This window comes from Actinoplanes siamensis, from assembly GCF_016862395.1.
Lineage (GTDB): Bacteria > Actinomycetota > Actinomycetes > Mycobacteriales > Micromonosporaceae > Actinoplanes > Actinoplanes siamensis.
The window spans coordinates 63,070-89,145 of the sequence record NZ_BOMW01000033.1; the positions used below are offsets into that span (position 1 = coordinate 63,070).

Consider the following 26,076-nt stretch of genomic DNA (forward strand, 5'->3'; position numbering starts at 1 on the left):
GGTCCGGCTCGGTGGTGGTCGAGGGACCAGGCCGCGGTCGTCGTGGTGGTCCGGCTCGGTGGTGGTCCAGGCGCGGGGCGCAAGGGGGGTGTAGGTGTCCGGGGAGAAGACCGAGCAACCGACACAGCAACGGCTCAAGAAGGCGAAACAGGAAGGGCAGATCGGGCGTACGCCCGACCTCGGCGCCTGGTTCGGCATGCTGGCCGCCAGCATGCTGCTGCCCCGCACCCTGGGGCAGGCGATGGAGCACGCCGAGGAGCTGATCGGCAAGGTGCCGGACGTCATCACCCGCCCGGAGCCGGCCAAGGCCCTGGCCATCCTCAAGGAGGGGTTGTTCGGCGCGGCCTGGGCGGTGGCGCCGCTGGCGCTCACGATGATGGCGGTCGGCATCGCGGCGGCCGCCGCGCAGGGTGGCATCCGGGTCGCGACCAAGCTGTTCATCCCGAAGTTCAACCGGCTCAACCCGTTCACCGGCCTGAAGAAGATGGTCGGCCCGCAGGCCCTCTGGGAGCTCACCAAGTCGCTGTTCAAGACCGTGGTGCTGGGCGCGGTGCTCTACATGACGCTGAAGGACATCGTGCCGCGGCTGATGACCGCGGGCCGGCTGCCGCTGACCGCGCTGCTCGGGATCGTCACGGACGCGGTGATCTCGCTGATCCGGGCCGCCGCGATCGCCGGCATCGCGATGGCCGCCGCGGACTACTTCGTGGTGCGTCGGCGGACCCAGAAGCAACTGCGGATGACCAAGGAAGAGGTCAAGCAGGAGAACAAGAACACCGAGGGCGATCCGCTGATCAAGGCGCAGATCCGGGCCCGGCAGATGGCCATGTCACGCAACCGGCAGATGGCCGACGTGCCGACCGCGGACGTGGTGGTGGTGAACCCGGTGCACGTCGCGGTGGCGTTGCGCTACGAGCCGGAGAAGGGCGCTCCGCGGGTGGTCGCCAAGGGCAAGGGGCCGCTGGCCGCCAAGATCCGCGAGCTGGCCACCGAGAACCGGGTACCGATGGTGCAGGACGTGGCGCTGGCCCGGGCGCTCGACTCCGGGTGCCAGGTCGGGCAGGAGATCCCGGCGGAGTTCTTCGGGGCGGTGGCACGGGTGCTGGCGTTCGTGATGAGCCTCAAGGCGCGCGGGTCGGCGGCGGGACTGCACCGCAACCCCAGCCCCACGCCGGTCTGAGCCACCACGCCGGTCCGAGTCGCCGCCGGCTCGAGTGGTCGGGCCGGCTTGCGCCGCCGGCTCGAGCAGCCACGCCAGCCCGTGCCGTGGCCCGTCTGAGCAGCCACGCCGGCCCGTGCCGCGGCCGGTCTGAGCAGCCACGCCGGCCCGTGCCGCGGCCGGTCTGAGCAGCAACGCCGGCTTGCGCGGCCGCCGGTCTGAGGCGCCACGCCGGCCTGCGGCGACGGCGTGTCGGCGGCCTCACCTATGACGTAACCGAAAATTCGGGAGATTTCCTCACATCGTGGGTGGTTAGCAGGGAAGATCGGGGCGTGGCGGTGCCACAGGGGTCCCAGTGACGGCGACGGAACGCCGAGCGGAGGTGTCGTGAAAAACCGGAACCTCAGCAAACTCGCCGTGCCCATCGGGGTCATCGGCATCATCATCATGATGGTCGTCCCGCTGCCGACCTTCCTGCTCGACCTGTTCATCGCACTCAACATCACTGTCGCTCTGCTGGTCCTGCTGACCAGCATGTTCGTCCAGAGGCCACTGGACTTCGCGGTGTTCCCGGCGCTGCTGCTGGTGATGACGCTGTTCCGGCTGGCGCTCAACATCAGCGCCACCCGGCTGGTGCTGCGCGACGGCGACGCCGGCAAGGTGATCCACGCGTTCGGCAGCTTCGTCGTCGGGGGCAACCTGGTCATCGGCCTGGTGATCTTCTCGATCCTGGTGATCGTCCAGATGATCGTGGTGACCAAGGGCGCGGAGCGGGTCGCCGAGGTCGGCGCCCGGTTCACCCTCGACGCGATGCCCGGCAAGCAGATGGCTATCGACGCCGACCTGAACGCCGGCCTGATCGACGAGGCCACGGCGAGGAAGCGCCGCGCCGAGGTGGCCGCCGAGGCCGATTTCTACGGGGCGATGGACGGCGGCTCCAAGTTCGTCAAGGGCGACGCCATCGCGGCCATCATCATCACGCTGATCAACCTGATCGGCGGCTTCGCGGTCGGCATCCTGCAGCACGGCCTGGCGCCGGCCGACGCGATGAACCAGTTCAGCATGCTGAGCATCGGTGACGGCCTGGTCTCCCAGGTGCCGGCGCTGCTGCTCTCGGTGGCCACCGGTCTGATCGTGACCCGTTCGGCCACCTCCGGGGACATGGGCTCCAGCGTCACCACGCAACTCGCGCAGAACCGGCTGGCACTGCGCATCGGCGGCGCCGCGGCCCTGGCGCTCTGCGTCATCCCGGGCCTGCCCAAGGTGCCGTTCCTGCTGGTCGGCGTGGTGGTGCTGGTGATCGCCCAGCGCGTCAAGGAGCCGATCCCGGAGGACGCCGCGCCGGTCGCCGAGGCGGTCGAGATGCCCGCCGCCGACTCGCCCGAGCAACTGCTCGGCGAGATGCGGATCGACCCGCTGGAGCTGGCGCTCGCGCCGGACCTGGTGGACCTGGTCGACCCGGGCAGCGGCGACCTGCTCGACCGGGTGCGCGCGCTGCGCCGCAAGATGGCACTGGAGTTGGGCGTGATCATGCCACCGGTGCGGACCCGGGACGACCTGGACCTGCCGCTGTCGTCGTACGCCATCCGGATCTCCGGCGTCGACGCCGGCTCCGGGCAGGCGCCGCCGGGCACCGTCCTGGCGATCGGCGAGGGACTGCAGGCGCTGCCCGGCAGGGCCGGCGTCGAACCGGTCTTCGGCCTGGCCGGCAAGTGGGTCCCGGCCGAGCTGCACTACCAGGCGGAGCTCTCCGGCGCGACGGTGGTGGACCGGGCGTCGGTGATCATCACGCATCTCGCCGAGGTGGTCCGCGGCAACGCCAGCCGGCTGCTCGGCCGGGAGGACGTCCGCGCCCTGACCGAGATGGTCAAGCGCACCCACCCGGTGGTGGTCGAGGAGCTGACCCCGGGCCTGCTCAGCCTGGGCCAGATCCAGAAGGTGCTGCAGGCGATGCTCGACGAGGGCGTGCCGATCCGCGACCTGGTGCGGATCTTCGAGGCGCTGTCGCTGCGCGCCAAGCTCTCGGTGGACCACGACGGCCTGGTCGAGGCCGCGCGCAGCGCGCTGGGACCGGCCATCGCCGCCCAGTACGCGACGGCCGGCCGGCTCACCGTGATCACGCTCGACCCGATGCTCGAGCAGAGCCTGCTCGAATCACTGCGGCCCAGCGAGAACGGCGCTTTCATGGCGATCGACGGCATGCGTGCCGAGGCGATCGTCAGCGAGGCCAGCCGGCTCGCCGAGGCCGCCGAGCAGCAGGGCCTCAACCCGGTCCTGGCCTGCTCGCCGCAACTGCGGTTGCCGCTGATGCGACTGCTGCGAGCCGGTTCCCGCCGGGTGCAGGTGCTGTCGTACAGCGAGATCTCTGGTTCCACCGCACAGATCGAGACGATAGGGGTGGTGAACGGTGCCTACGCGGGTGCTGCTTGAGGGACCGGCCATCGAGCCGCTACTGGCTCAGGTACGTGACGAGTTCGGCTCGCGCGTCCGGATCATCTCCGCCGACAAGGTACGAAGCGGTGGCATCGGAGGCTTCTTCGCGAAGCAGCACTACGAGCTCTCCGTCGAGGTACCGGACGCACAGGAGGACAGTGAGGACATGCCGCAACAGACAGTCGCCGAGACCGGCGCAAATCCACTGGAACGCCTGCTGGAACAGGCCGAGTCCCGGGACCGGTTCGGCACCGACCCGGGAACTGCCGCGCCGCCGGGACGGCCCTCCGCGCCCCGGCTCGGCCCGGCGCCCGGGCTCGGCGACCGGCTGGGCCAGCAGGAGGGCCGGGAAGCCGGCATCGGGGACACCGGCGCGGCCTTCGCCGAGCTGATGGCCGGCCTCGACGTGGCCAGCCATCTCGGTGAGACGGCCCGGACCGGTCACCGGGTCCGGCAGCCGGCGGATCCGGCGGTACGACCGTTCACCCCGGCCACCGCGAGCGAGGCTCCGGTCAACGTGGGCAGCCGGCCGAGTCTGCCGGCCGCGCTCCCGGCGCGTCCCGCCACGCCGGCGCCCGCCGGCCCGGTCTCACCGGCGCCGGCCGCCGCCTCGGCCACCGAGGAGCCGCCACCGGCGCCGCATTCGGCCCGCCGGGCCGTCCCGCACAGCGCGGCCCCCGCGCCGATCCGGCCCGCGGAGCCCGCGTCGGCGCCGCCCCGGGCCGCGTTCCAGACCGCGCCGACGCCCCCGATCCGGTCCGCCGCCGAGGTTTACGGCCTGCAGGAGGAGCCGGCCCCGGTCTCGCCGGCCGCGGCCCCGCCACCGCCGCCCGAGCTCAAGCCCGTTCCCGTTCCGGCCGCCGCCAAGGCCGGCGACCTGGACCCGGTACAGCGCAACCTGATAGCCGTCGGCATGCCCGAGGAGATGGCCCGGCAGATCACCGGGGGTGACACCTACGCCGGGGTGCTGAGCGTGCTGGCGTCCCGCCCGGCCGCGCCAGGCATCCCGGACGGCCCCGGCGAGATCCTGGTGCTGGCCGGCGAGGTGCACACGGCGGTGCCGATCGCCAAGCACCTGCTGGAACAGATCCACGTGGACCAGACGCACCTGCTGCTGGCGGCGCCGTCCACGGCCGGCACCGGGCTGCACTCGTCCCGGCTGATCTCCAGCCCGACCGCTGCCGAGTCCCGCGCCGACAAGCTGCAGGCCTCGGACCACCCGTGGATCGTGGTGATCGACGCGCCGGTCGGCGGCACCGACGAGTTCTGGGTCAACGAGATGTGCGACGCGCTCGGCGCGACAGCGCTCTGGGCCGTCGTGGACGCCACCCGCAAGACCGCGGACACCGCGCGCCACCTGCGTAACCTCGGCGAGGTCGAGGCGCTCGTGGTGCACAGCGTGGAGCTCACCTCGGACCCGGCGTCGGTGCTCGGGCTGGACGTGCCGATCTTCTCGCTGGACGGCAAGCCGGCCACCCCGCACGCGTGGGCCGCGATGCTGTGTGCGCGGATCGCCGCCGAGTTGATGCCGGCCGCCGCCTCGCCGCGCCGGGCCACCCGTACCGCCCGGCGATGATCCGGCCGGCCGTCCTGGTCTTCGCGCTGCTGATCAGCCTGCCGGCGTGGTACCGCCTGCTCGTCGATCAGCTGGAGCTCACCCAGGTGCTGATCCGGTTCCTGATCGCGGTGCCGATCGCGGCCCTCCTGCTGGCCGCGTTCCGCCTCCTCACCTCCGGTTACGGCGTGACCGAGGAGACCCCGGCGACGCCGGTCGAGCCGAAACCGATGGACGCCGAGTGATCCGGTGCCGCCCCTCGCGAGGGGCGGCACCGATCCGTGTCAGGCGTGGATGTCCAGCCGCCCGGGGGTGACCCGCCGGGTCGCCACCGGGGCCGGCTCGGCCGGTCGATCGGCGCCGCCGCCGGTCTCGCCGCCCGTGCCGCGCCGGCCGCCGAAGCCGCCGCCCGCCTCGAACTGCTGCCGCGCCTGGTCCTGCTGCGGCGAACCCTGGCGCAGGTCCAGCGAGCAGTTCCCGAAGCCGGACTCCTGCAGGTCGCGCCGCAGGTCGTCGAGACCCGAGCGGAGCGCCTCGGTGCCGGCGTCGGTGCCGCCGGTGAGCTGCACGCTGATGTCGCCGTTGCGGATCTCCGCGACCACCTGCACCGGGCCCAGGTCGACCGGGTGCAGGTGCACGGTGAGCCGGTGCACGCCGTCCGGGTCCAGCCGCAGCGGCGCGATCCGCATCGCGATCTGCTCGGCCGGCGGGCCGGTCGGCACCGGCGTGCTGTTCTCCGCCACCGACGCGGCCGGGGTGGCCGCCGCGGCGGGTGCGGCGGCCTGCGGGCCGGTCACCCCGGGCAGCGGCGCACCGGGCGGAAGTCCGGCGTCGGCGCCGTCGGGCTGCGCCGCCGGGATCGTGGTGGGCACGGCGGGCGGTGCGGTCGCGGCCTCCGGATCGATCTCCCGGGTACCAAACGTGTCCGCCCCGCGCCCCGCGGAACTGTCCGAGCCGTCGCCCCCGGAGCCGGCGCCCGGACCGTTGCCGGAGCCGGCGCCCGGACCGTTGCCGGGGTCGGCGGCGGTGGCCGGAGCCGGAACCACGGCCGGCTGGGTCGCGTCACCGGGCGCCGCGGGGGCGGGGCCGGTGACGTCCGGTCCGGTGGTGGCGGTGGCCTGGGTCTCCGGTCCGGTGGCGGTGCCCTCGGTGCGGGCGGTGGCTGCCGGGTTCGCCCAGGCCGGGCGGGCCGGAGTGCCGGCGAGGTCGACACCCCGCTGATTCGGGTCGGCCTGCACCGGGCCGGCCGGGGTGGTTCCGGCCTGCGGCGTGCCGCCCTGGCCGCCGTTGCCGGGGACGCCCACACCGCCGGGCTGAGCCGTGCCGGGCGCGGTCCCGGCACCCGTGGCGGCGGGCGCGCCGGCCGCGACGCCGGCCCGGTCCGGTCCGGCCGCGAGCGCCTGGCCGGTTGCGTCCGGGCCGCCTGCCCGCGCCGCCCCGGTCGGGACAGCGCTGGGCCGGGTGCTGCCCGGGGTCGTCGTGCCGCCGGTCCCGGCCACACCGGTGACCGGTGCGGAGCCGGCGGCGTCCGAGGCGGCGGCCTCCGTGGTCGCCGCCGGAGCCGGGCTGGCCACGGAGAGCGCGGAGGCGGTCAAGGTCGCCGCGGTGGTCGCCGGCGCCGCCTGCTCAGTGGGCTGCTCGGCGCTCTTCTCGGCGCCGGCCGTCCGCTCCGCCGGGCCGGTCCCCGCGGTGTCCTTGGGACCCGCCGCGTCGGTCCTGGTCCTGGCCCCCCGGGCGCGGTGGGCGCGGTCCGGAGCGGGTGACTTCGCGGTGGTGTCCTGGTCGTCCCGGGTGCCGGAGACCTCGTCCGGCTCGTTCGCCGGCCGGTCGGTGCTCGCCCGGCTCGCGGTCGCGCGGTCGTCGGCGGCCCGGTCGGCGGCCGCCCGGCTCGTGGCGGCGCGGTTCAGGTTCGACCGCTGCGCCTCGTTCCGGTCCAGCTTCGCCCGGTCCAGGTCCGCCCGTTCGGCGGCGGCACGGTTGGTGGCCGCCCGCAGGTCGGCGGCCCGGTCCACGGCGGCCCGCGCGGCGGCCGCACGGTCCGTCGCGGCGCGGTCCGCGGCCTCCCGGCCGGCGGTGGCCCGGCCGGCGGTGGCCCGGTCCGCGGCGGCACGCGCCGACCGCAGCCGCGCGGCCTCCCCGGCCGTCTCGTCCCGGTCCTCGCGGCCCAGCTCGGCGGAGAGCGCCGAACCGAAGTCCAGCCCCTCCTCGCGCCGGCCGGCGGGTCGCCGACCGGTGTCGGCAGCGGGCCGCTGGTGGTCCGGGCCCGTCACAGAACTCGGCATGATCATCTGACTCCTCACCGCTGGAAGTGGAGGTCTCAGCCGCCGAGCGCGGCCAGTGCCTTCTGGACCTTCGGCACGTATGCCTGGGTCTCGCTGAACGGCGGGATGCCGCCGTACCGGTGCACCGCGCCGCCGCCCGCGTTGTACGCGGCCAGCGCCAGCGGCACCGACTTGAACTCCTTCAACAGCCCGCGCAGCATCTTCGCGGCGCCGTTCACCGCCTGCTCCGGGTCGAACGCGTCGGTCACCCCCAGCCCCTTCGCGGTGCCCGGCATCAGCTGCATCAGACCCTGCGCGCCGGCCTTGCTGACCGCCCTGGGGTTGTACCCGGACTCCACCTTCGCGACCGCGGCCAGCAGCTTCGGCGAGACGTCGTAGCGCGCGCCGGCCTTGACGAACAGGTCCGCGTACGGCACCCCGGGCAGCCCGCCACCGGCCGCCGACCCACGCAGCCCGGCTGGCCGCAGCGACGACATGTCCTGCACCGCGACGGCCGGCACGTCGTCGAGGATGCGCCGGATGTGCGTCGGACGCTCGTACACCGACTGGATCTTGACGTGGTCGCCGGGCTTCGGCGCCGCGATCATCTTGTTGTCGCCGATGTAGATGGCCACGTGGTCCACCGGCGAGTCGAACGCGAGCACGTCACCCGGCTTGGCGTCGGCCAGGCTCGCCACCGGGCGGCCCGCGGTCGCCTGCTGCCAGGAGTTGCGCGGCAGCTTGATCCCCAGGTCTCCGTAGACCTGCTGGACCAGGCCGGAACAGTCCAGGCCCTTCTTCGGGTCGGTGCCGCCGAAGACGTACGGCGTACCCAGGTACCCGCGCGCGGCGGTGACCACGTCGTCCCCGGACGGGCCGGCCGCCGCGGCCTTGCCCTGGCCGGTCCCGGTCGCCTGGGCCAGCGCCGACGCGAACTTGCCTCCGGACGTGCCGGTCACCGCCGGGGGCGGCGAGTTCAGACCGAGCTGCTCCTGCAACTCGGCGACGCGGGACAGCACTCCGCTGACACCCAGGCTCATGCATTGCTCCCGTTCTTCTCGGCGGAACTCGGCGTCTCCACGCCACGGGCGGCATTCCGTGCCTTCGCGGTGACCGCCAACTCGTCGAGGTTGGCCTGATCGGTGCGCAGATCGTGGGCCTGGACCGTGGCGGCGTGCCGCTCGGCCAACATCTCCACGGCGCGTCTGCGCTTCGCGGCGTCGGTGAGGGCGGCCATCTTCTCCCGCTCGGCCTCTTCGGCGTCGGTGACCATCCGCTGCGCGCCGAACACGCCGGCGGCCAGCGACTGCCGCGCCACCAGCGCGGCGACCATGGCCCGGGCGGACCCCTCGGTCGGCGCGTCGGCGCCGACCAGATCCAGCCTTCGGCGTTTGACCAGGGCCTGCGCCTCCCGGATCTCCGCTCGCGACTGGAACAGTTCCCCGCGCGCGGCGTCCTCCTGTGCCTTGCGCGCACGCAGCACGGGGGTGAGTCGGAAGATGCGGTTCACGTTGGCCTCCTAGCGGCGGGGCGACGGGCCCTCACACTCCCGGTTCGGCCCGCGTCGGGATCCGCTGAGCCCCTGCACCCAACCCGCAACGCCCCGCACCGCCACACCGGGCCCCGCACCACATACGGCCCAGCCGCGCGCACCGCTCACCACGCGCAGCGCTCACCACGCGCAGCCGGTGTCCGGCTGGGCGTGATGGGTGTGTCCGGGCGGTCGAGACCCCTCTGGGTGCCAGCCGTGAGCGTGCGCGAGGTGGCCGGCGGCAGTGCGGCCGGCGCCGCGGTGAGCCGGCGGAGGTCAGGTGGTGGCGAGCAGGGCCCGCAGCGCGGCCCAGGCGCCTTCGGCCGTGACCCGCTCGTCGAGGTCCTGGCGCAGGAAGGCGCTGATCCGCGGCCACGCCGCATTGGCGCGGTCGGCCTCCGGGTTGGTGCCCGGGACGTACGCGCCGATCTCCACCAGCTCGCGGACCTCCCGGTGGGCGGCCATCAGCCGGCGCAGCTCGGCGGCGTCCGCGCGCTGCTCGCGCGTGGTGATCTTGTTGGCCACCCGGGAGATCGAGTCGAGGGCCTGGATGCTGGGGAAGTGGCCGGCGGTGGCCAGCTTGCGGTCCAGCACGATGTGGCCGTCCAGGATCGAGCGGGCCGCGTCCGCGATCGGCTCGTTGTGGTCGTCGCCCTCGACCAGGACCGTGTAGAGGCCGGTGATGCTGCCCCGGGCACCCGGCCCGGCGCGTTCCAGCAGCGAGGCCAGCATCGCGAAGACCGACGGCGGGTAGCCGCGGGTGGCCGGCGGCTCGCCGACCGAGAGGCCGACCTCGCGCTGGGCCATCGCCGCGCGCGTCACGCTGTCCATCATCAGCAGCACGTCGGAACCCTCGTCCCGGTAGTACTCGGCGATCCGGGTGGCCACCGAGCCGGCCCGGAGCCGGACCAGCGGGGGCGTGTCCGAGGTGGCGATCACCACCACGGACCGGGCCAGGCCCTCCTCGCCGAGGTCGTGCTCGATGAACTCGCGCACCTCGCGGCCCCGCTCGCCGACCAGGGCGACCACGTTCAGCTCCGCCGAGGTGCCCCGGGTGATCATGCTCATCAGGGTGGACTTGCCGACGCCGGAGCCGGCGAAGATGCCGATCCGCTGGCCGCGGCCGCACGGGACGAGGGTGTCCAGCACCCGTACGCCCAGGGACATCGGCCGGTCGACGAGCTGGCGCTCCATCGCCGAGGGCGGGGCCTGATCGATCGAGACCAGCTCGCCGCGCAGCGGGGGCCCGCCGTCCATCGGACGGCCCAGGCCGTCCAGGATCCGGCCGCGCAGGTCGGGTCCGACGGCGATGCGCAGCGGCCCGCCGGTGCTCTTGGCCGGGGTGCCGGCGCCGATCCCGGCGATCGGGCCGAGCGGCAGGCAGTTCAGCTGTTGCCCGTCCAGGGCCGCGACCTCGGCGAGCACCGCGTCCGGCCCCTCGCCGATCTGCAGCAGCTCGCCGACGCGGGCCTCCAGCCCGCTCACCGTCACCCGCAGGCCCACGGCCCCGGTGACCCGGCCGCTGACCGAGGGCCGGGCCGCGGCGATCGCGCTGCGCATGCGGTGCTGGAAGACATCGGTCATGGTGGACTTCTTCAGATTCGGAGGGCTTCCCGCGCCCGTTGCACCGCGGCCGCGATGGTCGCGTCGACGGTCGCGGTGCCGGTCTCGGCGACCGCGTCGCCGGGCCGGAGGGTCGGGTCGGCGTGCAGTTTGATTGGACGGCCCTGGTACTCGAAGGTGCCGTCCTCGTCGTCGACCAGGTGGGCGTAGTCGTCGGGGTGCAGGCGGACCAGCATGTCGCCGTGTTCCGGCGCCGCGGTCATCGCCCGCCGCAGCGCGTCCCGCCCGCGTCCCTCGTCGTCGTGCAGGGTGCGCCCGACGATCGCCTCGGCCAGCTCGAACGCGCTGCTCAGCACGACTTCCTGCAGCTCGGTGAAGGTCGGCATGAGCTGGTTCTCCAGCTCGGTGACGGCCCGGCCGAGCGCGTTCACGGCCTGCGCCAGGGCCGCCGACCGCCGCTGCTCGTGGTGTTCCTCGGCGGCCCGCGCGCGAGCCGCGGCCTCCTCGGCGGCGGCCGCGGCATCGCGTTTGCCCTGCGCCCAGCCTTCCGCGTAGCCGGTGGTCCGGGCCTGCTGACGGGCCTCCTCCAGCAACTTCGGGTCGTTCGGGTCGGGCATCCGCAGGTCGGTGGCGAACCGGGCGGCGGCGGCGCTCTGCGCCACCGCGCCGCGGATGACCGGGCCGTCAGGCGATGAGCTCATCGGCCTCGCCACCACGCTGGATCTCGATCTGGCCGGAGTCCTCCAGGGTGCGGATGACACCGACGATCTTGGCCTGTGCCTCCTCGACCATCTTGACCTTGACCGGGCCGAGCAGGTCCATCTCCTCCAGGAGGTTCTCCCGGCCGCGCTCGGAGAGGTTCTTGGTGACCTTGTCGCGCACGCTCTCCGGGACGCCCTTGAGGGCGGTGGCCAGGTCGGCCGGCTCCACCTGGCGCAGGATCAGCTGCACCGCGCGCTCCTCGAGGTTCACGATGTCCTCGAACATGAACATCCGGCGCCGGATCTCCTCGGCCAGCTCCGGGCTGCGGGCGTCGAGGGCCTCCAGGATGAGCCGCTCGGTGGTGCGGTCGGCACGGTTGATGATGTCGACCAGCGGCTGCAGGCCGCCGACCGTGGAGAGCTCGTCCGGCTGCAGCACGCTGGACAGCTTGCGCTGCAGGGCGCTCTCCACCTGGCGGATGATGTCCGGCGAGGTACGGTCCATGATCGCGATGCGGTGGGCAACCTCGGTCTGCACCTCCAGCGGCAGGCCGGCCAGGATCGACGAGGCCAGCGCCGCCGGGATGTGCGCGAGCACCAGGGCGATCGTCTGCGGGTGCTCGTACTGGACGTAGGAGAGCAGCTGCCGCGGGTCGGCGTGGCTCAGGAAGTTGAACGGGATGTCGTTCATCGACGCTTCGAGCCGGTCCAGGATCAGCGCCGCGCGTTCCTTGCCGAGGGACGCCTCCAGCAGCTCACGGGCGTAGTCCATGCCACCGGACCCGGCGAACCGGGTGGTCGCCATGGCATAGAACTCGTCCAGCACGTCGTCGACCTGGACGGGGTCGAGCTTGCCCAGCCGCGCGACTTCCGCGGAGAGCATCTCGACCTCCTTCTCCGACATGTTCGCGAGCACCTGCGCGGATTGCTCCTTGCCGAACTGGATCAGCATGATCGCGGCTTTGCGGACGCCCGTCATGGAGAGCGTGGTGAGCGCGGGTGTGGTCAACGCGTACTCCTAGAACCGTCTTTCTTGCCTTCTGGGGGTGTCAGTGGTGCGTCGCGTCGGCGGACATCCAGCCGCGCAACAGAGTCGCCATCTCGTCCGGCTTCTCCTTGACCATCTCCTCGATCTCGCGGTGCCGTTCCTCGCGAGCCTCGTCGTGCTCCTCCACGGGCACGCCGCTCTCCAGCATCCCGGCCGCGTGCATGGCCTGGGTGGCCTCCAGCTCGGCCTGGCGCTGCGCGTCCAGCGCGGCCTGCATCTGCTCCAGGTGCGCCTTCTCCTCGGCGCTGAGCTGCTGGCGGCGCTGGGCCCGCCGGCTGGCCCGCCAGGCCAGGAAGATCAGCAGCAGCACCACGGAGGCGAGCGCGCCGGTCTTGATCAGGGTGAGCTGCTTGTTCTGCTTCTCCGCGGCGGCCGCGGCGGCCAGTTCGTCCTTGGCCGACTGCTGGGCCGAGGTGTCGAACGGCATGGCGCTGACCGCGATGGTGTCGCCGCGGGTGGAGTCCACCCCGGCGGCCGAGCTGATCAGCTGCTGCACCTGGGTCGGGTCGATGGCGGCCGCGGTGGTGCTGTCCAGCAGGACCGCGACGCTGAGCCGGCGGATGCTGCCCGGCGCCTTCCGGCGGACCTCGCGCACCTCGTTGACGGCGTTCTGCCGGGCCTCGTTCTTGTTGGCGTACTGCCCGTTGGAGCCGGCGCCGTTCGGGACCTGGATGTTGTCCGGGCCCAGCACGCCGCCGTTGCCGACGCCGTTGCCGCTGTAGGTCTCGGAGCTGTTGGTCTCGGAGAGCGACGGGAGGGAGGGGTCGGAGCTGTACTTCTTGCTGCTCGTCTCGGTCGAGTCGAAGTCCAGGTCGGCGGTGACGGTGACGACCGAGTGCGAGGGCCCGACCAGCCGGTCCAGCATGCCCTGCAGCGAGGCGTTCATCCGGTTCTGGAATTCGACGGTCTGTGCCTCCGAGCCGCTGTCCCCGCCGGTGGCGATGGCGGCGCCGCCGCCCGTGGAGAGGATCTTGCCGTCCGCGCCGGCGACGGTGACCTGGGTCGGGTCGAGGCCTTCGACGCTGGACGCGACCAGGTGCACGATGGCCTGGACCTGGTCGCCGTTGAGCGGTGCGGTGGACTTCGAGGCGACCAGCACCGAGGCGGTCGGTTTGGCGCTGTTGTCGGCGAAGACGTCCTTCTTCGGCAGCACGAGGTGCACGGTGGCCGCCTCGACGCCGTCGATCGACTTGATCGTCTTGGCCAGCTCGCCCTCCAGCGCCCGCTGGTAGTTGGCGTGCTGCATGAAGTCGCTGGTGGTGATGCCCTGCTGGTCCAGCAGCGAATAGCCGGTGCCCTCGTCGTTGGGCAGGCCCTCGCCGGAGAGCTGGAGACGCAGGGTGTTCACCTGGTCCTGCGGCACCATGATGGTCTGGCCGTCGTTGGCCAGTTCGTACTTGGTGCCGGCCTTCTGCAGCGACTCGACGATGGCGCCGGCGTCCTTGGTCGACAGGTTGTTGAACAGGATGGCGTACGACGGTTTGGCCGCCCACGTCGCGAAGAAGTACCCACCGACGACGATGGCCAGCACCGCGAAGATCGTGACAGCCTTCTGTCCCGGCGTGAAGGACTTGAAGGTGTCCGTGATGCGGCGTACCGGTGCGGGAAGGCGGTCAGTCATGTCAGGCCTGCATCCTCATGATTTCCTGGAAGGCCTCGACGGCCTTGTTACGAACGGCGAGAGTCATCTGGAGCCCGAGGGACGCCTCGTTCGCGGCCATCGTGTACTGGGCCGGGTCCTGCAGCGTTCCGTTGGCGACCTGGACGGCGAGGTCGCTCGCCTTGTCCTGGGAGGCTTGGACGCTCTCCAAGCCCTTGGACAGCATCCGGGCGAAGTCGGCGTTCGGACTGGGTGTCTTGGCCGTCTCGTCCAGGTTCAACTCATCCGAAATACCAGACATTCCGAGTTTGCCCGAGATGCCGGAGATTCCGTTGAAGCCGGAGATCGCGCCGATGGGATTGATCGCGCTCATGACTACTTCCCGAGGTTGATGGCGGCGGCGTAGGCGTCCCGCGCCCGGTCCACTACTGAAAGGTTTGCCTGGTACGAGCGCTGCGCCATGATCATCTGGGCCATCTGGCTGCCCATGTCGATGTCCGGCCGGCGGACGTACCCCTGGTTGTCGGCCAGCGGGTTGTCCGGCTCGTAGGCCAGGATCCCCTGGGCGCTGCCGAGCTGCACGCCGGCCACCTCGGCGCCGTTGCCGTCCTGCGCTGCCCGGGCCTGCACGTAGCGGGCCTGGAACGCGTTCTCGGACGTACGACTGGTGTTGTTCATGTTCGCGATGTTGTCGGAGACCGCGTCGAGCCACTTGCGGTAGACCGTGACGCCGGTGCCCGCGACCCCGATGGCGTTGAAGATGCTCATCCTCAGGCTCCCTTGATGGCGTCGCGCAGCAGGCCGTACTTGCTGTCGATGGCGCGCAGGGTGAGCTGGTAGCGCATCGTGGTGTCGATGTGCGACAACGTCTCCTCGTCGAGGTTCACGTTGTTGCCGTTGAGCCGGGTGGGCTCCAGCGACTCCTGCACACTCGGGCTGATGCCCAGCGGCGACTCGCCGCGGGCGACGGCGCCCTGGAGCGCCTCCTCGAATTTGACCTTACGGGCCTTGAAGCCCGGGGTCTCGACGTTGGCGATGTTGTTGGCGATGGCGTTCTGCCGGGCCGACAGGCCGGTGACAGCGACACGCAGTGCAGACGTGGAGACGTCGTCGAACAATTTCGCAGCTCCTGATCGATCCGTTCGGCCGCCGATCCATGGCTGTTCCGTGAGCGATCCGTGCTCGTACCATGCAGTTCGGCGTGCCAGGCGATCCGCTGAGCGTCAGACGGTTGCTGCGAGGTTGCACGCGAAAACGTCCCGGACCCCCATCGGGGGTCCGGGACGTTCGGGGTCCTGCTCACATGGCGCAATCCAGGTAGACCGGTCGCTTGACCGCCTCGCCGGTCTCGATCCGGGCGGTCGCCGCCGCCTGCTGCCGGTTCGCGGTGAGCCGCCGGGCGATCTCCTGCGCCGCGGCCAACTGCCGGGTGAGGATCTCGTCGGCCCGGGGCTTGAGCTCCAGCGGCAGAGCGCCCAGCTCGGTGGGCGGCTTCCAGATGTCGGCCGGCGGCGTCTCCGCGTGGCGGCGCTCGTCGGCGAGCATCGCCTCGACCGCCGCGACGTCCATTTCCAGCTCGTCGAGCGCCGCCGTCCAGGCGCCCCGCCAGTCCTGGGTCATCGCCGTGCTCAACCCGCCGCGGACGCGACGGCCGCCTCGCGCCACGCGTCGCGCAGCGGCTCGAGCAGCTGCCGGCAGACGGCAACACGCTCCGGACTCTTGGCGATGTTCGCCCCGATCAGCTCGGAGAGCAGGTAGCCGTAGAGGTTCGCCAGGCCGGGAGCGCCCTCCCAGGCGTTCACGTCCAGCGTGACCCGCAGCTCCAGGATGATCTCCTGCGCGTGGTTCAGCTTGTCGTTGGCAGTCGCGAGGTCGCCCTTGACCAGCGCGTCCTCACCGTGTGTCAGGTCCAGGATGAGCCGGTCGTAGAGCATCGTCAGCAGCTTCGCGGGGGAAGCCGTGTTGATGGAGTCCTGCAGGTAGCGGTCACGAAGGTTGGGCGCGGTCATGGGTCTCCTCGGTCAGGGCCGGCGGCGGGCGGGTCGTCGGTCGGTACGTCGGTCGCGGGTCAGCCCAGGCTGGCCAGCTGCCCGGAGAGCCAACTGGACTGGCTCTTCAGGTTGCCGAGCGAGGTCTCCAGGGCGGTATACGTCCGCTGCAGCGCTTCCTTCTTCGCGGCGAGGCGCACGTCCCAGTTGTCGATCTGGTCGTTGAGCGAGGCGATCTCGCTCTTCCGGCCGGTCATCACGCCGGTGATGGCGTTGGACTGCGTTTCGGTGAGCTTCTTGAACTTGTTGCCGAGCGCGATGCCGGCTTCCTGCACCTTGCTCGGGTTGGTGTTGTACGCGTCGGTGAAGGCGCCCTCGTCGAACGCGAGCGTCCCGTCCTTGTTCAGCGTGACACCGAGCTGCTTGAGCGAGCCGAAGTCCACGGTCGTGCTGGTCTCGTTGCCGTTCGCGTCGGTTCCGGACCGGGTGTACGACAGCCCGTTGCTGACCGCGCTGAGCAGCGCCGAGCTCATCTGCCGGACGGTGAAGTCACCGGTCAGCGGAGAGCCCTTCTTGGTGTCGGTGTCGTACGCGGTCTGCGTCTTGATCTCGGCGAGCGCCGCGTTGACGCCGTCCACCAGCGCCTGCATCTTGCCGGCGATGGCCTTGGTGTCGTTGGTGGCGTCGACCGTGACGTCGTTCTCCTCCTTCGACACGGTCAGCGTCACGCCGGGCATCAGCCCGCTGAACGTGTTCGAGGAGCTGGTGACCTTGTACTCCGACGCGGTGCCCGGGTTCATGGTCAGCTCGGCGTCCTTGGCGGCCGTGGTCGTCGGGCTGGAGCTGCCGGAACCGTGGTTCTCCAGGCCGGCGATCTGGAAGCCGTTGGCGGCGCCGCTCTTCATCGAGGTGAACTGGATGACACCCTGGTTGCCCGAGGTGTTGACCACCGAGGCGCGGATGCCGAGCGTGCCGGACTGGTTGTTGACGGCGGTGGAGAGGCTCGCCGCGGTGCGCGGCTCCGGGACGTCGATGACCACCGGGGAGCCCACGGCGGTGAACTCGTCGTAGCCGTTGGCGTCCTTGGCCCAGCTGCCGGGCTGCACGGTGATCTGGGACGGGTAGACGCCCTGGGCGGTGGTGTCGTCAGCGGTGAGCACGGTGGTCTGCGACCGGGCCACCGAGGTGACGTCGAACTTGGCGGTGCCGGCCATGCCGGTCAGGCCGCCGGTCGCGGTGGCGGTGACGCCCGTCGAGCTGGACGTGGCGGTGAGGGCCCGCCAGGAGCCGAGCCCGGCCAGCGACTCGGCAGCCGACTTCACCGACTTGACCTTGGCGTTGACCGAGAGGTAGGAGGCCACCGCGGTCTGTGCCGTCTCGACCTTGGTCTTGAGCTTGGTCTGCGGGGCCGACTCGACCTGCATCAGCGAGCTGATCAGGGAGGAGGTGCTGAGGCCACTGACGAGGCCGTCGACGGAGCTGGTCACGGGAGCCTGCCTTTCGTACCGAGGATCTTCGTACCGGGGACGAGTGCGGAGCGGGGGCAGCCGGCTGGGCTTGCCGGCTACCCCCGACTCTTCGGTCGTTCCTTGCGCGAATTCAGCCGCTACCGGTGGTTATCCGGTTGCGGTCCGCGGTCAGCGGAGCAGCGACAGCACGTTCTGCGCGGACTGGTTGGCCTGCGACAGCATCGAGGTGCCGGCCTGGGTGAGGATCTGGCTCCGGGTGAAGGAGACCATCTCCTGGGCCATGTCGGTGTCCCGGATCCGGGACTCCGAGGCGGACAGGTTCTCCACCGCCACGTTGAGGTTGTTGATGGTGTGCTCGAAGCGGTTCTGGTGCGCACCGAGCTTGGCCCGCTTGTCGGAGACCGACTGGATGGCCGTGTCCAGCGCGTCCATCGCCTCGGAGGCACCCGACTTGGTGCCGGCGACCGGGTCGGCGGCCTTGGTCAGGTCCAGGTTCGCCAGGCCGAGGGTCTTCGAGTTGATGGCCCCGATGCCGACGCTCAGCGTCTCGCCGGAGTTCGCGCCGATCTGGAAGGCGCCCGGGGTCGACGACTGGGCGGTGGCCGGCGCGCTGAGCCCCAGCTCGGTCGAGGTCATCGTGAAGCCGGTGGTGCCGGACGCGCTGAAGGTGATGTTGCCGGTGGTCTTGTCGACCTCGGCGGCGACCTCCAGCGTCACGTCGCCGTGCCCGGCGTCCTTCAGGGCGGTGGCGATCGCGTCGTTGACCTTCGCGGCGGCGGCCTGCGGGCTGATCGTGCCGCCGGAGCCGTTGCTGAAGTCGACGTTGGCGACGCTGATCGGCGGGCTCAGGGTCTTGCCGCCGAGGTCGGTGATCTGCAGGTCGGTCGTGCCGGCCGGCATGGTCGGGATGTTGCCGGTGGCCGGCGGGGTGGCGGCGGTGCCCGGGATCGGGGTGCCGGTCGTCTTGGCCGACATGCCGAAGGAGCCGTCGAGCAGCTTCGACTTGCCGAACGCGGTGGTGTCGCTGACCCGGTCGATCTCCGAGGCGAGCTGCGTGAACTCGGCGTTCGCGGCCTTCTTCGCCTCGTCGTCGAGGGACGCGTTGTTGGCCTGGACCGCCAGGTCACGCATGCGCTGCAGCATGCTGGTGGTCTCGTTGAGAGCACCCTCAGCGGTCTGCACGACGCTGATCGCGTCCTGGGCGTTGCGGACGGCGACCTTGAGGCCACCGGTCTGCGCGCGCAGGCCCTCGGAGATCGAGAGACCGGCCGCGTCGTCCGCGGCCCGGTTGATCCGGAAACCGCTGGACAGCTTCTCCAGCGACTTCTGCATCTGGTTGTCGGTGACCGACAGGTTCCGGTAGGCGTTCTGCGCGGCGATGTTCTGGTTGATGCGAAGACCCATTGGGTGATTCCTCCTTGACTGGGGTCTTGTGCGGCCCATCCATGAGCCGGTGCTGCGTGTTTCCCTTCGGCGGTGCGTCGAAGGGCCCTGAGGATTCTCCGAGAATTCTTCGGGCTTTTCGGGCTAACGCGGAGAAATGCCGATTGGGGGAAACCGCTCAGCGGCACCGCGAACATGCCGACCTGTCCGAATGAGCGGGTTGCCAACGGGGTGCGGCCCGACCAGCGAACGACGGAGGACCAGGGTGAGCCTGACCGACCTGGCCAGCGTCCTGTGGCGCTCTCGCGAGCTGCTGGAGATGCTGCTGTTCAAGCTAGAGGAGGAGCAGCTGCTCCTCGCGGCGAACCGATCGCGCTGGCTCAGCCACGCCACCCGTGAGGTGGAGGTGGTGCTCGACCAGATCCGGCAGACCGAGGTCATCCGCGCCGCGTACGCCCAGGAGGTCGCCGCCGAGCTCGGCCTGGCCCCGGAGGCCTCGCTGGGCGAGCTGGCCGACGCCGTCCCGGATCCCTGGTCGGACCTGCTGCACCAGCACCGCAAGGCGTTCCTGCTGCTGACGTCGGAGATCCGGGCCCTGGCCGACGTCAATCGCGACCTGCTCACCGCGGGTCAGCGCGCGGCTCGCGAAACCATGCTCGTGTTCGCCGAGACTGTGGAAACGTACGGGCCGCAGGGCCAGACCGTCACCGGCGGCGTCCGCCGCCCCACCCTCGTTGATGAGGCGATCTGATGGGCAGCACTTTCAGTGGACTCAACACGGCACTGACCTCCCTGTACGCGCAGCGGCGCGGCCTGGACGTCACCGGCCAGAACATCGCCAACGCGAGCACCGAGGGGTACACCCGGCAGCGCGTGGTGATGCAGTCGCAGAACGCGAACCTGGTGCCCGGCGTCTACGCCACCACCACCGCGGTCGGCAACGGCGTCACCGTCTCCTCGGTGGAGCGGCTTCGCAACGCGGCCCTGGACCAGCGCAGTTACGCCGAGCACGCGAGCTCGGCGTACCACAACGCGCGGGCCGGGTCGTACAACCTGATCGAGGACGTCTTCGCGGAACCCAGCGACACCGCCCTGCAGGCCCGGCTCGCCGACATGTGGGACGGCTGGAACGCGATCACCACCAACCCGGACCAGCTGGCCGGCAAGTCGGCGGTGCTGGAGCAGGCGAACACGGTGGCCGCCACGCTGAACGACGCGGCCTCCTCGCTGAACAACCAGTACGAGGCGGCCCGCACCGGTCTGGACACCTATGTCGGCGACGTCAACAAGGCGGCCGACGCGGTGGCCAAGCTGAACAACCAGATCGTCATCGCCACCCAGGCCGGTCTGCAGGCGAACGAGCTGCAGGACCAGCGGGCCCAGCAGATCCTCAAACTGTCCGAGCTGATCGGCGCGAGCGCCGTCGAGACGCCGAACGGCGCGATCAGCGTGTTCGTTGGCACCGCGCCGCTGGTCGCCGGATTCAGCACCCGGGAGATCGAGATCGAGCCGGGCGGCGCCGCCCGCCTGGAGGACCTGGCCACCAGCGAGGTCAACCTGCGTTTCAAGGACACCAAGGCCGCGGTAGGCGCCGGCGGGAGCATGGGCGCCTCGATGGAGCTGCTCGCCAGGGGCGGCACGCTGGACAGCATCACCAAGCGACTCGACACGGTGGCGGGCAAGCTCGCCGACTCGGTCAACCGGATCCATGCGGAGGGCTTCGCCACCGACGGTACGACCGGTGAGCCGTTCTTCGTCCGCAACGACAACGGCTCGGCCACCGGTATCACCGCCGCGCAGATCAGGGTGGCGGTCACCGACCCGGCGAAGGTGCAGATCTCCAGCGGCGACCCGACCGGGACGCCCAGGATCCTGGACGGCAACATCGCGGACCGGATCTCCGACCTGGCCGACTCGAAGACCGACGCCGACGCCGAGTACCAGTCGATGATCGGCGAGCTGGGCGTCTCGGCGCAGTCCGCGCTCCGCCGGCGGGACGTGCAGAACGCGGTGACCGACCAGGTGGACGCGGCCCGGGACGCGGAATCCGGGGTGAATCTCGACGAGGAGATGACGAACCTGCTCACCTACCAGCGTGGGTACGAGGCGGCCAGCCGGGTGCTCACCACGATCGACTCGATGCTCGACCAATTGATCAACCGCACCGGCATGGTCGGTAGGTAAGGGAGCCCGTCATGAGCAGCAGCCCGAGGGTCACCGAAAGCAGCGTGCGCACCCGCACCATGGCCAGCCTGCAACGCAACCTGAACCGGACCCAGCAGGCGCAGGACCAGATCTCCAGCGGCAAGCAGCTGAACCGCCCGTCGGACTCGCCGACCGGCACGGTCACCGCTCTGCAGCTGCGCGGGGAGGTGCGGGCGAACCGGAAGTACTCGGCCAACGCCGACGACGCGGTCGGCCGGCTCGGTGTCGTGCAGGACAACCTGCAGTCGTCGGTGGAGCTGCTGACCGTGGCCCGCAACCTGACTCTGGAGGCGAAGAGCACCGGCGGACAGGGCACGCCCGAGGCCAACCGGGCCCGGGCCGAGCAGCTCGGACAGATCAAGGCGAACCTGGTCCAGTTCGCCAACTCCAAGTACCTGGACCGGCCGGTCTTCGGCGGCTCGACGCCGGACGCCGAGGCCTACGACAGCTCGGGCAAGTACGCGGGGGAGGCGGCCGGCCAGACGTTCCGGGCGATCGGGCCGAACGCGAAGGTCCGGGTCGACGTCCGTGGTCCCGAGGTGTTCGGCCCCGACCAGGCCGCGGACGGCACGGACAATCCCACCCAGATGTTCCGGGTGTTGGACAACATCATCGACGCGATGAAGTCCGGAGATGTGGACGCGCTGGACACCGGACTACAGAACCTCGACAAAGCGTCCGATCTCGTGAAATCCACTCTTTCGGACGTAGGTGCCCGATACAATCGGGTTACCCAGATGAAGCAGTCCGCTGAGGACCGCTTGATGTCCGTGTCGTCGCAGCTGTCCGATATCGAGGATGTCGACCTGCCCAAGGCGATCATGGAATTGCAGCTCCAGCAGACCTCGTATCAGGCCGCCCTGGCCGCCACGGCCAAGGTGATCCAGCCCTCGCTCATCGATTTCCTGAGGTGACCATGACTACTCGCACCATGTCCCGACCGATCGAGGCCACCATGACCGACCCGTCGCTGGGCCTGCCGACCATCTCGATGGCGGTCCCCATGCCTGGGTTCCCGGCGCACAAGGAATTCGTCCTGGTGCGACTGAACGACGACGGTCTGCTCTACGCTCTCACCTCGCTCGACAACCCGGAGCTGCGCTTCCTGGTGGCCCCTCCGGAGCCGTTCTTCCCGGAATACGCCCCGGAGATCGACGACGCGGTGTTCGCGGCGCTGAACACCAAGGACCCGGACCGCGTGCTGCTGCTGACCGTCATCACCGCGAGCAAGGAGGAGACCACCGCGAACCTTCTCGCACCGATCGTGGTGGACCGCGACAGCATGCGCGCCATGCAGACGATCCTGACCGGCTCGGGTTACCCGGTCCGGGCGATCATGAATCGGGCGTTCTGAACCTCCCGTGCAGGCGCGGTCGCGAACCCTTGCGGCCGCGCCTTTGCCATGCTGTCCGTTCCATGGCTGGAGGAGGGCGTCGATGCTTGTGCTGACCAGGCGAGCCGGAGAGAGCGTGATGATCGGCGACGATGTCGTGATCACCGTGCTCGAGGCCCGGGGCGACGTCATCCGGCTGGGCATCCAGGCTCCGCGCGACGTGCAGGTGCACCGCGAGGAGGTGTACCGGGAGCTGCAGGAGGCGAACCGGGAGGCCGCGTCGCCGAGCGACGAGGCCGTGGACGCGATCGCCCGGATGATGCGGGAGAAGCCGGCCGAGTGAGAGCCGCGCCCGCCGCTGACCGTGACGGGCGCACCTCACCTGCACCGGCGGCTGACCCCGGGGACAACGTATGGTCGGCATTCTTCTCCACGACAGAGAACTTCGGTCGGGGAGCGGACAGTGGTCGCAGAGCGGGAATCAGTCATCGGCGGCGGTGCGATCGGCACCGCGTGCGCGCTTGACCTGACGGTGGACGCACACGTGCACACCGGTTTCTCGGCCGGGCGGGACGCCGTCGGCGTGGTGGTCTCGGCCGCCGACCGCGCCGGCCTGACCGCGCTCACCTTCGCCGACCAGGCCGGGCCGGACACCACCTGGCTGACCGCGTACGCGGACGCCGTGCGCCGGGCCCGGCACCGCACCGAGATGACGCTGCGGGTGGCCGTCGAGGTGGAGGTGGTCCGCCCGGACGGCTGGCTGGCCCTCCCGCCCGACCTGACCCAGCTGGACGCCCTGTCGGTGGCGATCTCCGCCCTGCCGCTCGGCGACGAGTTGCTGGACGTCCGGTCGGTCCGGGCCCGGCTCGCGGCCGGCGAGACGACAGTCGAGCGGGTGGCGGAGGATCTGGTCACGGCCACCGTGCGCGGTCTGGAGCGGGCCTCCCGGTATGTGCCCACCCAGCTTGCCCGCCCGCTCGTGCTGCTGACCCAGGCCGGTGTCGACGACGCCGCGGTGTCGCCCTCGCTGATCGGCGAGCTGGCCGCCGCGTGCCGGGCCACCGGCACCGTGGTGGAGATCAGCGAGGCCTGGCGCAGCCCGTCCCCGCGCCTGGTGGCGATGCTGCGGGACGCCGGTGTGACGCTGGTGCCCGCGAGTGACGCCCGGTACGCCGCCGAGGTGGGCGGCTGGCAGTACCTGCGACGAGTCTGACCACTGTCTCCGCGAAAGTGAACACGGGTCGCGGTCGCCTCCGTACTCTCTGTGATGCCAGCACTTCAGCATGGGAGAGATGCGATGAGTATGGTTCAGCAGGCCATCGAGGTGAGTGCGCCGCTGCACACGGTGTACGAACAACTCGCCGCGTTCGAGAACTACCCGCGGTTCATGACCGGGGTCCGTCAGGTCACCCCGACCGGAGGCGACCAGACGCACTGGATCATGGACGTCGACGGCAAGCGCCGGGAATTCGACGCGCAGATCATCGAGCGGACCCCGGACGAGCGGGTCTCCTGGTCCACCATGGAGGGCCCGCTCCTCGCCGAGACCATCACGCTGCGCCCGATGGGGGAGACGAAGACCCAGATCGTCGCTCAGCTCGAGGCCGACATCGCCTTCCTCATGCCCAGCGACAGGCACGGACAGGAATCGCTGAACCGCCGTCTCAAAGCCGATCTGACCACGTTCAAGGGCCTGGTCGAGAGCGGGGTCCTGGGCGGTCGACCGATGCCCACCGGGGCCAGCAGCAAGCGCCTGGCCAGCCCGTCGCACACGCTGTTCGGCACCTCCCGCGACTTCGCCTCACCGGCCTCGGTGGCCGCTCGGGTGCACAAGCACCCACCGGCCACGCAGCCCGCGCCGGAGCCGGGCGCGGGCTGGGACACCGGCGCCGCCGACCTGGGCAACGCCGACCCGACCGGCACCGGGCTCACCGACAACCCGCTGCACCACCCGGCCGGCCCGGGGAACCTGCCGGGCGGCGGAGAGCAGACGACCAGGCGTGGTGCCGGACCGATGGGCGGCATGTCCGGGACCGCCCGGATGGGCGGGAACACCGCGGCCGGCGACAACTGGGGCAGCGGGATGATCAACGAAGAGGATCGCGGCATCGGCTGACCGGGCCGATCCCGACCGGACAGGGCCGCTCCCGCACGGGAGCGGCCCTTGTGTCGCGCGCGGCTACGGCAACGTCGGGGAGGGCGTCTCGCCCGGCGCCCGGGGCGCGGTCTCCAGGGTGATCAGCAGGCGGGCGCCCCGCGGCTTCGCGTGTTCGTAACGCAGCGAGCCGCCGTTCGCCTCCACCAGGTGCCGGGCGATGAACAGGCCCAACCCGGCGCCCCGGATGAACCTGCCGAAGAGATTGGGCAGCAGGTCATCCGGAATGCCCGGACCGCTGTCCCGGACCTCCAGCAACACCGTCTCCGGGCCCTCCCGATCGGCCCGGACCTCGACCGGGGCCGCGCCGTGCGCCAGCGCGTTCTTCAGCAGGTTCTCCACCACCGCGATCAGGTGGCCGCGGTCGGCCAGCGCGGAGAGGCCGTCGTCGATGGTGATCTTCACCTGGTCCGCGCCGCCGGTGACCCTGGTGGCCGCCTCGGCGACCTCGCGCAGCGGCACCGGCACCCGCCGCGCGGTGACCGCGCCGGTGTCCAGCCGGAACAGCAGCTGCAGGTCGTTCATCATCTTGACCAGCCGCCGGGTGTTCTTGTCGACCTTCCGGGCCAGCTCCAGCCGGATGTCGTCGGGCAGATCCCCCCAGTCCGCGCAGAGCAGCTCGGCGAGGCTGGCGATCGAGCTGATCGGCTGCGCCATGTCGTGGGTGAGCATCGAGGTGAGGTCGTTCTTGAAGGCGAGCGCCGAGGCCAGCTGGGCGTTGCCGCGCTCCAGCTCGTCGGCGTGCCGGCTGAGCGCCTCCTCGGCGCGCTTGCGCTCGGCGATGTCGACGTAGGTGGCCACGTACCCGCGCGGGGCGCCAGCCTCGTCGGCGATGGTGGCCACGGTGGCCAGCACCGGGACGGTGGTGCCGTCGGCGCGGGGCAGCAGCCAGTCGCCGCCGGCGCCGGGCAGGGGTGGCGCGGGTGCCTCGGCGACGGTGTCGTAACCGGTCAGCTCACGCCAGCGGCGGTTCACGTCGATGACCCGGTAGTTGGCGTCGAGCACCATCACCGCCTCGTTCATCGACTGCCACAGGGTCTCGGCGAAGTCCGGCCGCAGGCGCGGTTCGGCAGCGGGCCCGGGGGGCGCGGGCGGGGGCGGGGGCGCGTCGAGGCGGTACACCAGGGCGGCGAGCACCGTCACCACGGTGATGCCGCCGAGGAAGAGGGCCGATCCGGAGGCGACCGCGGCCGCGGCGATCAGGGCGACGGTGACGCCCCAGATCGCCGACCGCTTCCGCCCGCCACGGACGGCGTAGATCAGCAGGGCAAGTCCGGCCACGATCAGGCCGGCCGCCGGAGCGGGTGTGGCGCCGCCAACTTCCAGGAAGCCGATGACGGCCACCGTGGCCCCGGCGCATCCGGCGATCACCCGGGACAGATCGCCCACGCCGCGCGCCGCGATATGCACACATACCCCCATGACGTGAGGAAATGAGCATATCGCGGCGCGATCGACTGATTACCCGTCGTCACTTACCCGCCCAGAAGAACCCTTTCTCCAGGCGGACCTTGCTACCCACGCGGGCGATCTGAGCATGCATCCGGTTCGCGTGATGGCCGCAGAAGGCCAGGTCACCGCCGCTGCTCAGGGTCACTTCGAGTTTGGCGGCCGCGCCACAACGGTCGCAGCGCTCGGTGAGCTCGCCGACGGTGTCGATCTCGGGCGACAGCAGGGTGGTCATATCGCTCT

The 26,076-nt window shown here is 71.2% G+C and carries 27 protein-coding genes; 11 read left to right on the forward strand and 16 right to left on the reverse strand.

Translation table 11 applies throughout. The features are described from left to right. The first annotated feature begins 94 nt into the window (after window positions 1-94). From Asi03nite_RS17855 to Asi03nite_RS17870, 4 genes are all read left to right on the forward strand, one after another. Window positions 95-1,180 carry an EscU/YscU/HrcU family type III secretion system export apparatus switch protein gene (locus tag Asi03nite_RS17855; protein ID WP_203681118.1) on the forward strand — a complete coding sequence of 362 codons (1,086 nt, stop codon included), beginning with the start codon at window positions 95-97 and terminating at the stop codon, window positions 1,178-1,180. Window positions 1,181-1,546: 366 nt separating this feature from the next. Further along, the gene (locus Asi03nite_RS17860; RefSeq protein WP_203681119.1) at window positions 1,547-3,589 is read left to right on the forward strand and encodes a flagellar biosynthesis protein FlhA; all 2,043 of its coding nucleotides are present in this window, start codon (window positions 1,547-1,549) and stop codon (window positions 3,587-3,589) included. After that, window positions 3,579-5,168 carry a hypothetical protein gene (locus Asi03nite_RS17865; RefSeq protein ID WP_239102757.1) on the forward strand — a complete coding sequence of 530 codons (1,590 nt, stop codon included), beginning with the start codon at window positions 3,579-3,581 and terminating at the stop codon, window positions 5,166-5,168. The genes Asi03nite_RS17860 and Asi03nite_RS17865 overlap by 11 nt, the downstream gene beginning before the upstream one ends. Next, window positions 5,165-5,392 (forward strand): hypothetical protein, encoded by a 228-nt coding sequence (locus Asi03nite_RS17870; RefSeq protein ID WP_203681123.1) that lies wholly within the window; start codon window positions 5,165-5,167, stop codon window positions 5,390-5,392. Before Asi03nite_RS17865 ends, Asi03nite_RS17870 begins: the two co-directional genes overlap by 4 nt. A gap of 39 nt (window positions 5,393-5,431) precedes the next feature. Here the strand turns inward: Asi03nite_RS17870 and Asi03nite_RS17875 are convergent, their stop codons facing one another. The 14 genes from Asi03nite_RS17875 to Asi03nite_RS17940 form a co-directional block, all read right to left on the reverse strand. Then, window positions 5,432-7,429: a flagellar hook-length control protein FliK gene (locus Asi03nite_RS17875; RefSeq protein WP_203681125.1), complete on the reverse strand. Its 1,998-nt coding sequence runs from the start codon at window positions 7,427-7,429 to the stop codon at window positions 5,432-5,434. 35 nt (window positions 7,430-7,464) lie between these two features. After that, window positions 7,465-8,448 (reverse strand): transglycosylase SLT domain-containing protein, encoded by a 984-nt coding sequence (locus Asi03nite_RS17880; RefSeq protein WP_203681127.1) that lies wholly within the window; start codon window positions 8,446-8,448, stop codon window positions 7,465-7,467. Next, entirely contained in the window at window positions 8,445-8,918 is a 474-nt protein-coding gene (locus Asi03nite_RS17885) for a flagellar export protein FliJ (protein WP_203681128.1), read from the reverse strand. The genes Asi03nite_RS17880 and Asi03nite_RS17885 overlap by 4 nt, the downstream gene beginning before the upstream one ends. A 297-nt stretch (window positions 8,919-9,215) precedes the next feature. After that, window positions 9,216-10,523 (reverse strand): FliI/YscN family ATPase, encoded by a 1,308-nt coding sequence (locus Asi03nite_RS17890; protein WP_203681129.1) that lies wholly within the window; start codon window positions 10,521-10,523, stop codon window positions 9,216-9,218. A gap of 11 nt (window positions 10,524-10,534) precedes the next feature. Continuing rightward, a complete protein-coding gene (locus Asi03nite_RS17895) occupies window positions 10,535-11,203 on the reverse strand; it encodes a FliH/SctL family protein (RefSeq protein WP_203681130.1) in 669 nt (222 codons plus the stop codon). After that, the gene (gene fliG, locus Asi03nite_RS17900; RefSeq protein ID WP_203681131.1) at window positions 11,187-12,212 is read right to left on the reverse strand and encodes a flagellar motor switch protein FliG; all 1,026 of its coding nucleotides are present in this window, start codon (window positions 12,210-12,212) and stop codon (window positions 11,187-11,189) included. The genes Asi03nite_RS17895 and fliG overlap by 17 nt, the downstream gene beginning before the upstream one ends. A gap of 40 nt (window positions 12,213-12,252) precedes the next feature. Further along, window positions 12,253-13,872, reverse strand: a complete 1,620-nt coding sequence (gene fliF / locus Asi03nite_RS17905; RefSeq protein WP_203681132.1) for a flagellar basal-body MS-ring/collar protein FliF — start codon at window positions 13,870-13,872, stop codon at window positions 12,253-12,255. Window position 13,873: 1 nt separating this feature from the next. Beyond that, entirely contained in the window at window positions 13,874-14,224 is a 351-nt protein-coding gene (fliE, locus tag Asi03nite_RS17910; RefSeq protein ID WP_203681133.1) for a flagellar hook-basal body complex protein FliE, read from the reverse strand. 2 nt (window positions 14,225-14,226) lie between these two features. Continuing rightward, a complete protein-coding gene (locus Asi03nite_RS17915) occupies window positions 14,227-14,619 on the reverse strand; it encodes a flagellar basal body rod protein FlgC (protein WP_203681136.1) in 393 nt (130 codons plus the stop codon). Between the two features lie 2 nt (window positions 14,620-14,621). Then, window positions 14,622-14,969, reverse strand: coding sequence for a flagellar basal body rod protein FlgB (locus Asi03nite_RS17920; protein ID WP_203681138.1), 348 nt, complete (start codon window positions 14,967-14,969; stop codon window positions 14,622-14,624). A gap of 181 nt (window positions 14,970-15,150) precedes the next feature. Then, window positions 15,151-15,471 carry a hypothetical protein gene (locus tag Asi03nite_RS17925; RefSeq protein ID WP_203681139.1) on the reverse strand — a complete coding sequence of 107 codons (321 nt, stop codon included), beginning with the start codon at window positions 15,469-15,471 and terminating at the stop codon, window positions 15,151-15,153. Window positions 15,472-15,479: 8 nt separating this feature from the next. Then, a complete protein-coding gene (fliS, locus tag Asi03nite_RS17930) occupies window positions 15,480-15,860 on the reverse strand; it encodes a flagellar export chaperone FliS (protein WP_203681140.1) in 381 nt (126 codons plus the stop codon). Window positions 15,861-15,919: 59 nt separating this feature from the next. Then, entirely contained in the window at window positions 15,920-17,326 is a 1,407-nt protein-coding gene (gene fliD, locus Asi03nite_RS17935) for a flagellar filament capping protein FliD (RefSeq protein ID WP_203681141.1), read from the reverse strand. Window positions 17,327-17,476: 150 nt separating this feature from the next. Further along, on the reverse strand, window positions 17,477-18,712 hold the full coding sequence (locus tag Asi03nite_RS17940) for a flagellin N-terminal helical domain-containing protein (protein WP_203681142.1): 1,236 nt from the start codon (window positions 18,710-18,712) through the stop codon (window positions 17,477-17,479). Between the two features lie 244 nt (window positions 18,713-18,956). Between Asi03nite_RS17940 and Asi03nite_RS17945 the strand changes: the two genes are divergently transcribed. From Asi03nite_RS17945 to Asi03nite_RS17975, 7 genes are all read left to right on the forward strand, one after another. After that, window positions 18,957-19,442, forward strand: coding sequence for a flagellar protein FlgN (locus Asi03nite_RS17945; RefSeq protein WP_203681143.1), 486 nt, complete (start codon window positions 18,957-18,959; stop codon window positions 19,440-19,442). Continuing rightward, entirely contained in the window at window positions 19,442-20,875 is a 1,434-nt protein-coding gene (gene flgK, locus Asi03nite_RS17950) for a flagellar hook-associated protein FlgK (RefSeq protein ID WP_203681145.1), read from the forward strand. Before Asi03nite_RS17945 ends, flgK begins: the two co-directional genes overlap by 1 nt. 11 nt (window positions 20,876-20,886) lie before the next feature. Then, window positions 20,887-21,810: a flagellin N-terminal helical domain-containing protein gene (locus Asi03nite_RS17955; protein WP_203681147.1), complete on the forward strand. Its 924-nt coding sequence runs from the start codon at window positions 20,887-20,889 to the stop codon at window positions 21,808-21,810. Between the two features lie 2 nt (window positions 21,811-21,812). Then, window positions 21,813-22,250 (forward strand): flagellar assembly protein FliW, encoded by a 438-nt coding sequence (locus tag Asi03nite_RS17960; RefSeq protein WP_203681149.1) that lies wholly within the window; start codon window positions 21,813-21,815, stop codon window positions 22,248-22,250. Between the two features lie 82 nt (window positions 22,251-22,332). Next, entirely contained in the window at window positions 22,333-22,572 is a 240-nt protein-coding gene (gene csrA, locus Asi03nite_RS17965) for a carbon storage regulator CsrA (RefSeq protein WP_203681151.1), read from the forward strand. 120 nt (window positions 22,573-22,692) lie between these two features. Next, complete coding sequence (locus tag Asi03nite_RS17970) at window positions 22,693-23,442, forward strand: hydrolase (protein WP_203681152.1); 750 nt, start codon at window positions 22,693-22,695, stop codon at window positions 23,440-23,442. An 84-nt stretch (window positions 23,443-23,526) separates the two neighbouring features. Next, window positions 23,527-24,345 (forward strand): SRPBCC family protein, encoded by an 819-nt coding sequence (locus Asi03nite_RS17975; protein ID WP_239102758.1) that lies wholly within the window; start codon window positions 23,527-23,529, stop codon window positions 24,343-24,345. 63 nt (window positions 24,346-24,408) lie between these two features. Here the strand turns inward: Asi03nite_RS17975 and Asi03nite_RS17980 are convergent, their stop codons facing one another. Together Asi03nite_RS17980 and Asi03nite_RS17985 are read right to left on the reverse strand one after the other, a co-directional pair. Next, complete coding sequence (locus Asi03nite_RS17980) at window positions 24,409-25,773, reverse strand: PAS domain-containing sensor histidine kinase (protein ID WP_239102759.1); 1,365 nt, start codon at window positions 25,771-25,773, stop codon at window positions 24,409-24,411. 82 nt (window positions 25,774-25,855) lie between these two features. Then, window positions 25,856-26,068, reverse strand: coding sequence for a DUF7455 domain-containing protein (locus Asi03nite_RS17985; RefSeq protein WP_203681154.1), 213 nt, complete (start codon window positions 26,066-26,068; stop codon window positions 25,856-25,858). Window positions 26,069-26,076: the final 8 nt, after the last annotated feature.

Excerpts from the sequence above, each read along its gene's own strand:
- Asi03nite_RS17870 (WP_203681123.1), top strand. The coding sequence starts at position 5,165 with ATGATCCGGCCGGCCGTCCTGGTCTTCGCGCTGCTGATCAGCCTGCCG.
- Asi03nite_RS17875 (WP_203681125.1), bottom strand. The coding sequence starts at position 7,429 with ATGCCGAGTTCTGTGACGGGCCCGGACCACCAGCGGCCCGCTGCCGAC.
- Asi03nite_RS17880 (WP_203681127.1), bottom strand. The coding sequence starts at position 8,448 with ATGAGCCTGGGTGTCAGCGGAGTGCTGTCCCGCGTCGCCGAGTTGCAG.
- Asi03nite_RS17890 (WP_203681129.1), bottom strand. The coding sequence starts at position 10,523 with ATGACCGATGTCTTCCAGCACCGCATGCGCAGCGCGATCGCCGCGGCC.
- Asi03nite_RS17895 (WP_203681130.1), bottom strand. The coding sequence starts at position 11,203 with ATGAGCTCATCGCCTGACGGCCCGGTCATCCGCGGCGCGGTGGCGCAG.
- fliF (WP_203681132.1), bottom strand. The coding sequence starts at position 13,872 with ATGACTGACCGCCTTCCCGCACCGGTACGCCGCATCACGGACACCTTC.
- fliE (WP_203681133.1), bottom strand. The coding sequence starts at position 14,224 with ATGAGCGCGATCAATCCCATCGGCGCGATCTCCGGCTTCAACGGAATC.
- Asi03nite_RS17915 (WP_203681136.1), bottom strand. The coding sequence starts at position 14,619 with ATGAGCATCTTCAACGCCATCGGGGTCGCGGGCACCGGCGTCACGGTC.
- Asi03nite_RS17925 (WP_203681139.1), bottom strand. The coding sequence starts at position 15,471 with ATGACCCAGGACTGGCGGGGCGCCTGGACGGCGGCGCTCGACGAGCTG.
- fliS (WP_203681140.1), bottom strand. The coding sequence starts at position 15,860 with ATGACCGCGCCCAACCTTCGTGACCGCTACCTGCAGGACTCCATCAAC.
- Asi03nite_RS17940 (WP_203681142.1), bottom strand. The coding sequence starts at position 18,712 with ATGGGTCTTCGCATCAACCAGAACATCGCCGCGCAGAACGCCTACCGG.
- flgK (WP_203681145.1), top strand. The coding sequence starts at position 19,442 with ATGGGCAGCACTTTCAGTGGACTCAACACGGCACTGACCTCCCTGTAC.
- Asi03nite_RS17955 (WP_203681147.1), top strand. The coding sequence starts at position 20,887 with ATGAGCAGCAGCCCGAGGGTCACCGAAAGCAGCGTGCGCACCCGCACC.
- Asi03nite_RS17960 (WP_203681149.1), top strand. The coding sequence starts at position 21,813 with ATGACTACTCGCACCATGTCCCGACCGATCGAGGCCACCATGACCGAC.
- csrA (WP_203681151.1), top strand. The coding sequence starts at position 22,333 with ATGCTTGTGCTGACCAGGCGAGCCGGAGAGAGCGTGATGATCGGCGAC.
- Asi03nite_RS17975 (WP_239102758.1), top strand. The coding sequence starts at position 23,527 with ATGAGTATGGTTCAGCAGGCCATCGAGGTGAGTGCGCCGCTGCACACG.
- Asi03nite_RS17985 (WP_203681154.1), bottom strand. The coding sequence starts at position 26,068 with ATGACCACCCTGCTGTCGCCCGAGATCGACACCGTCGGCGAGCTCACC.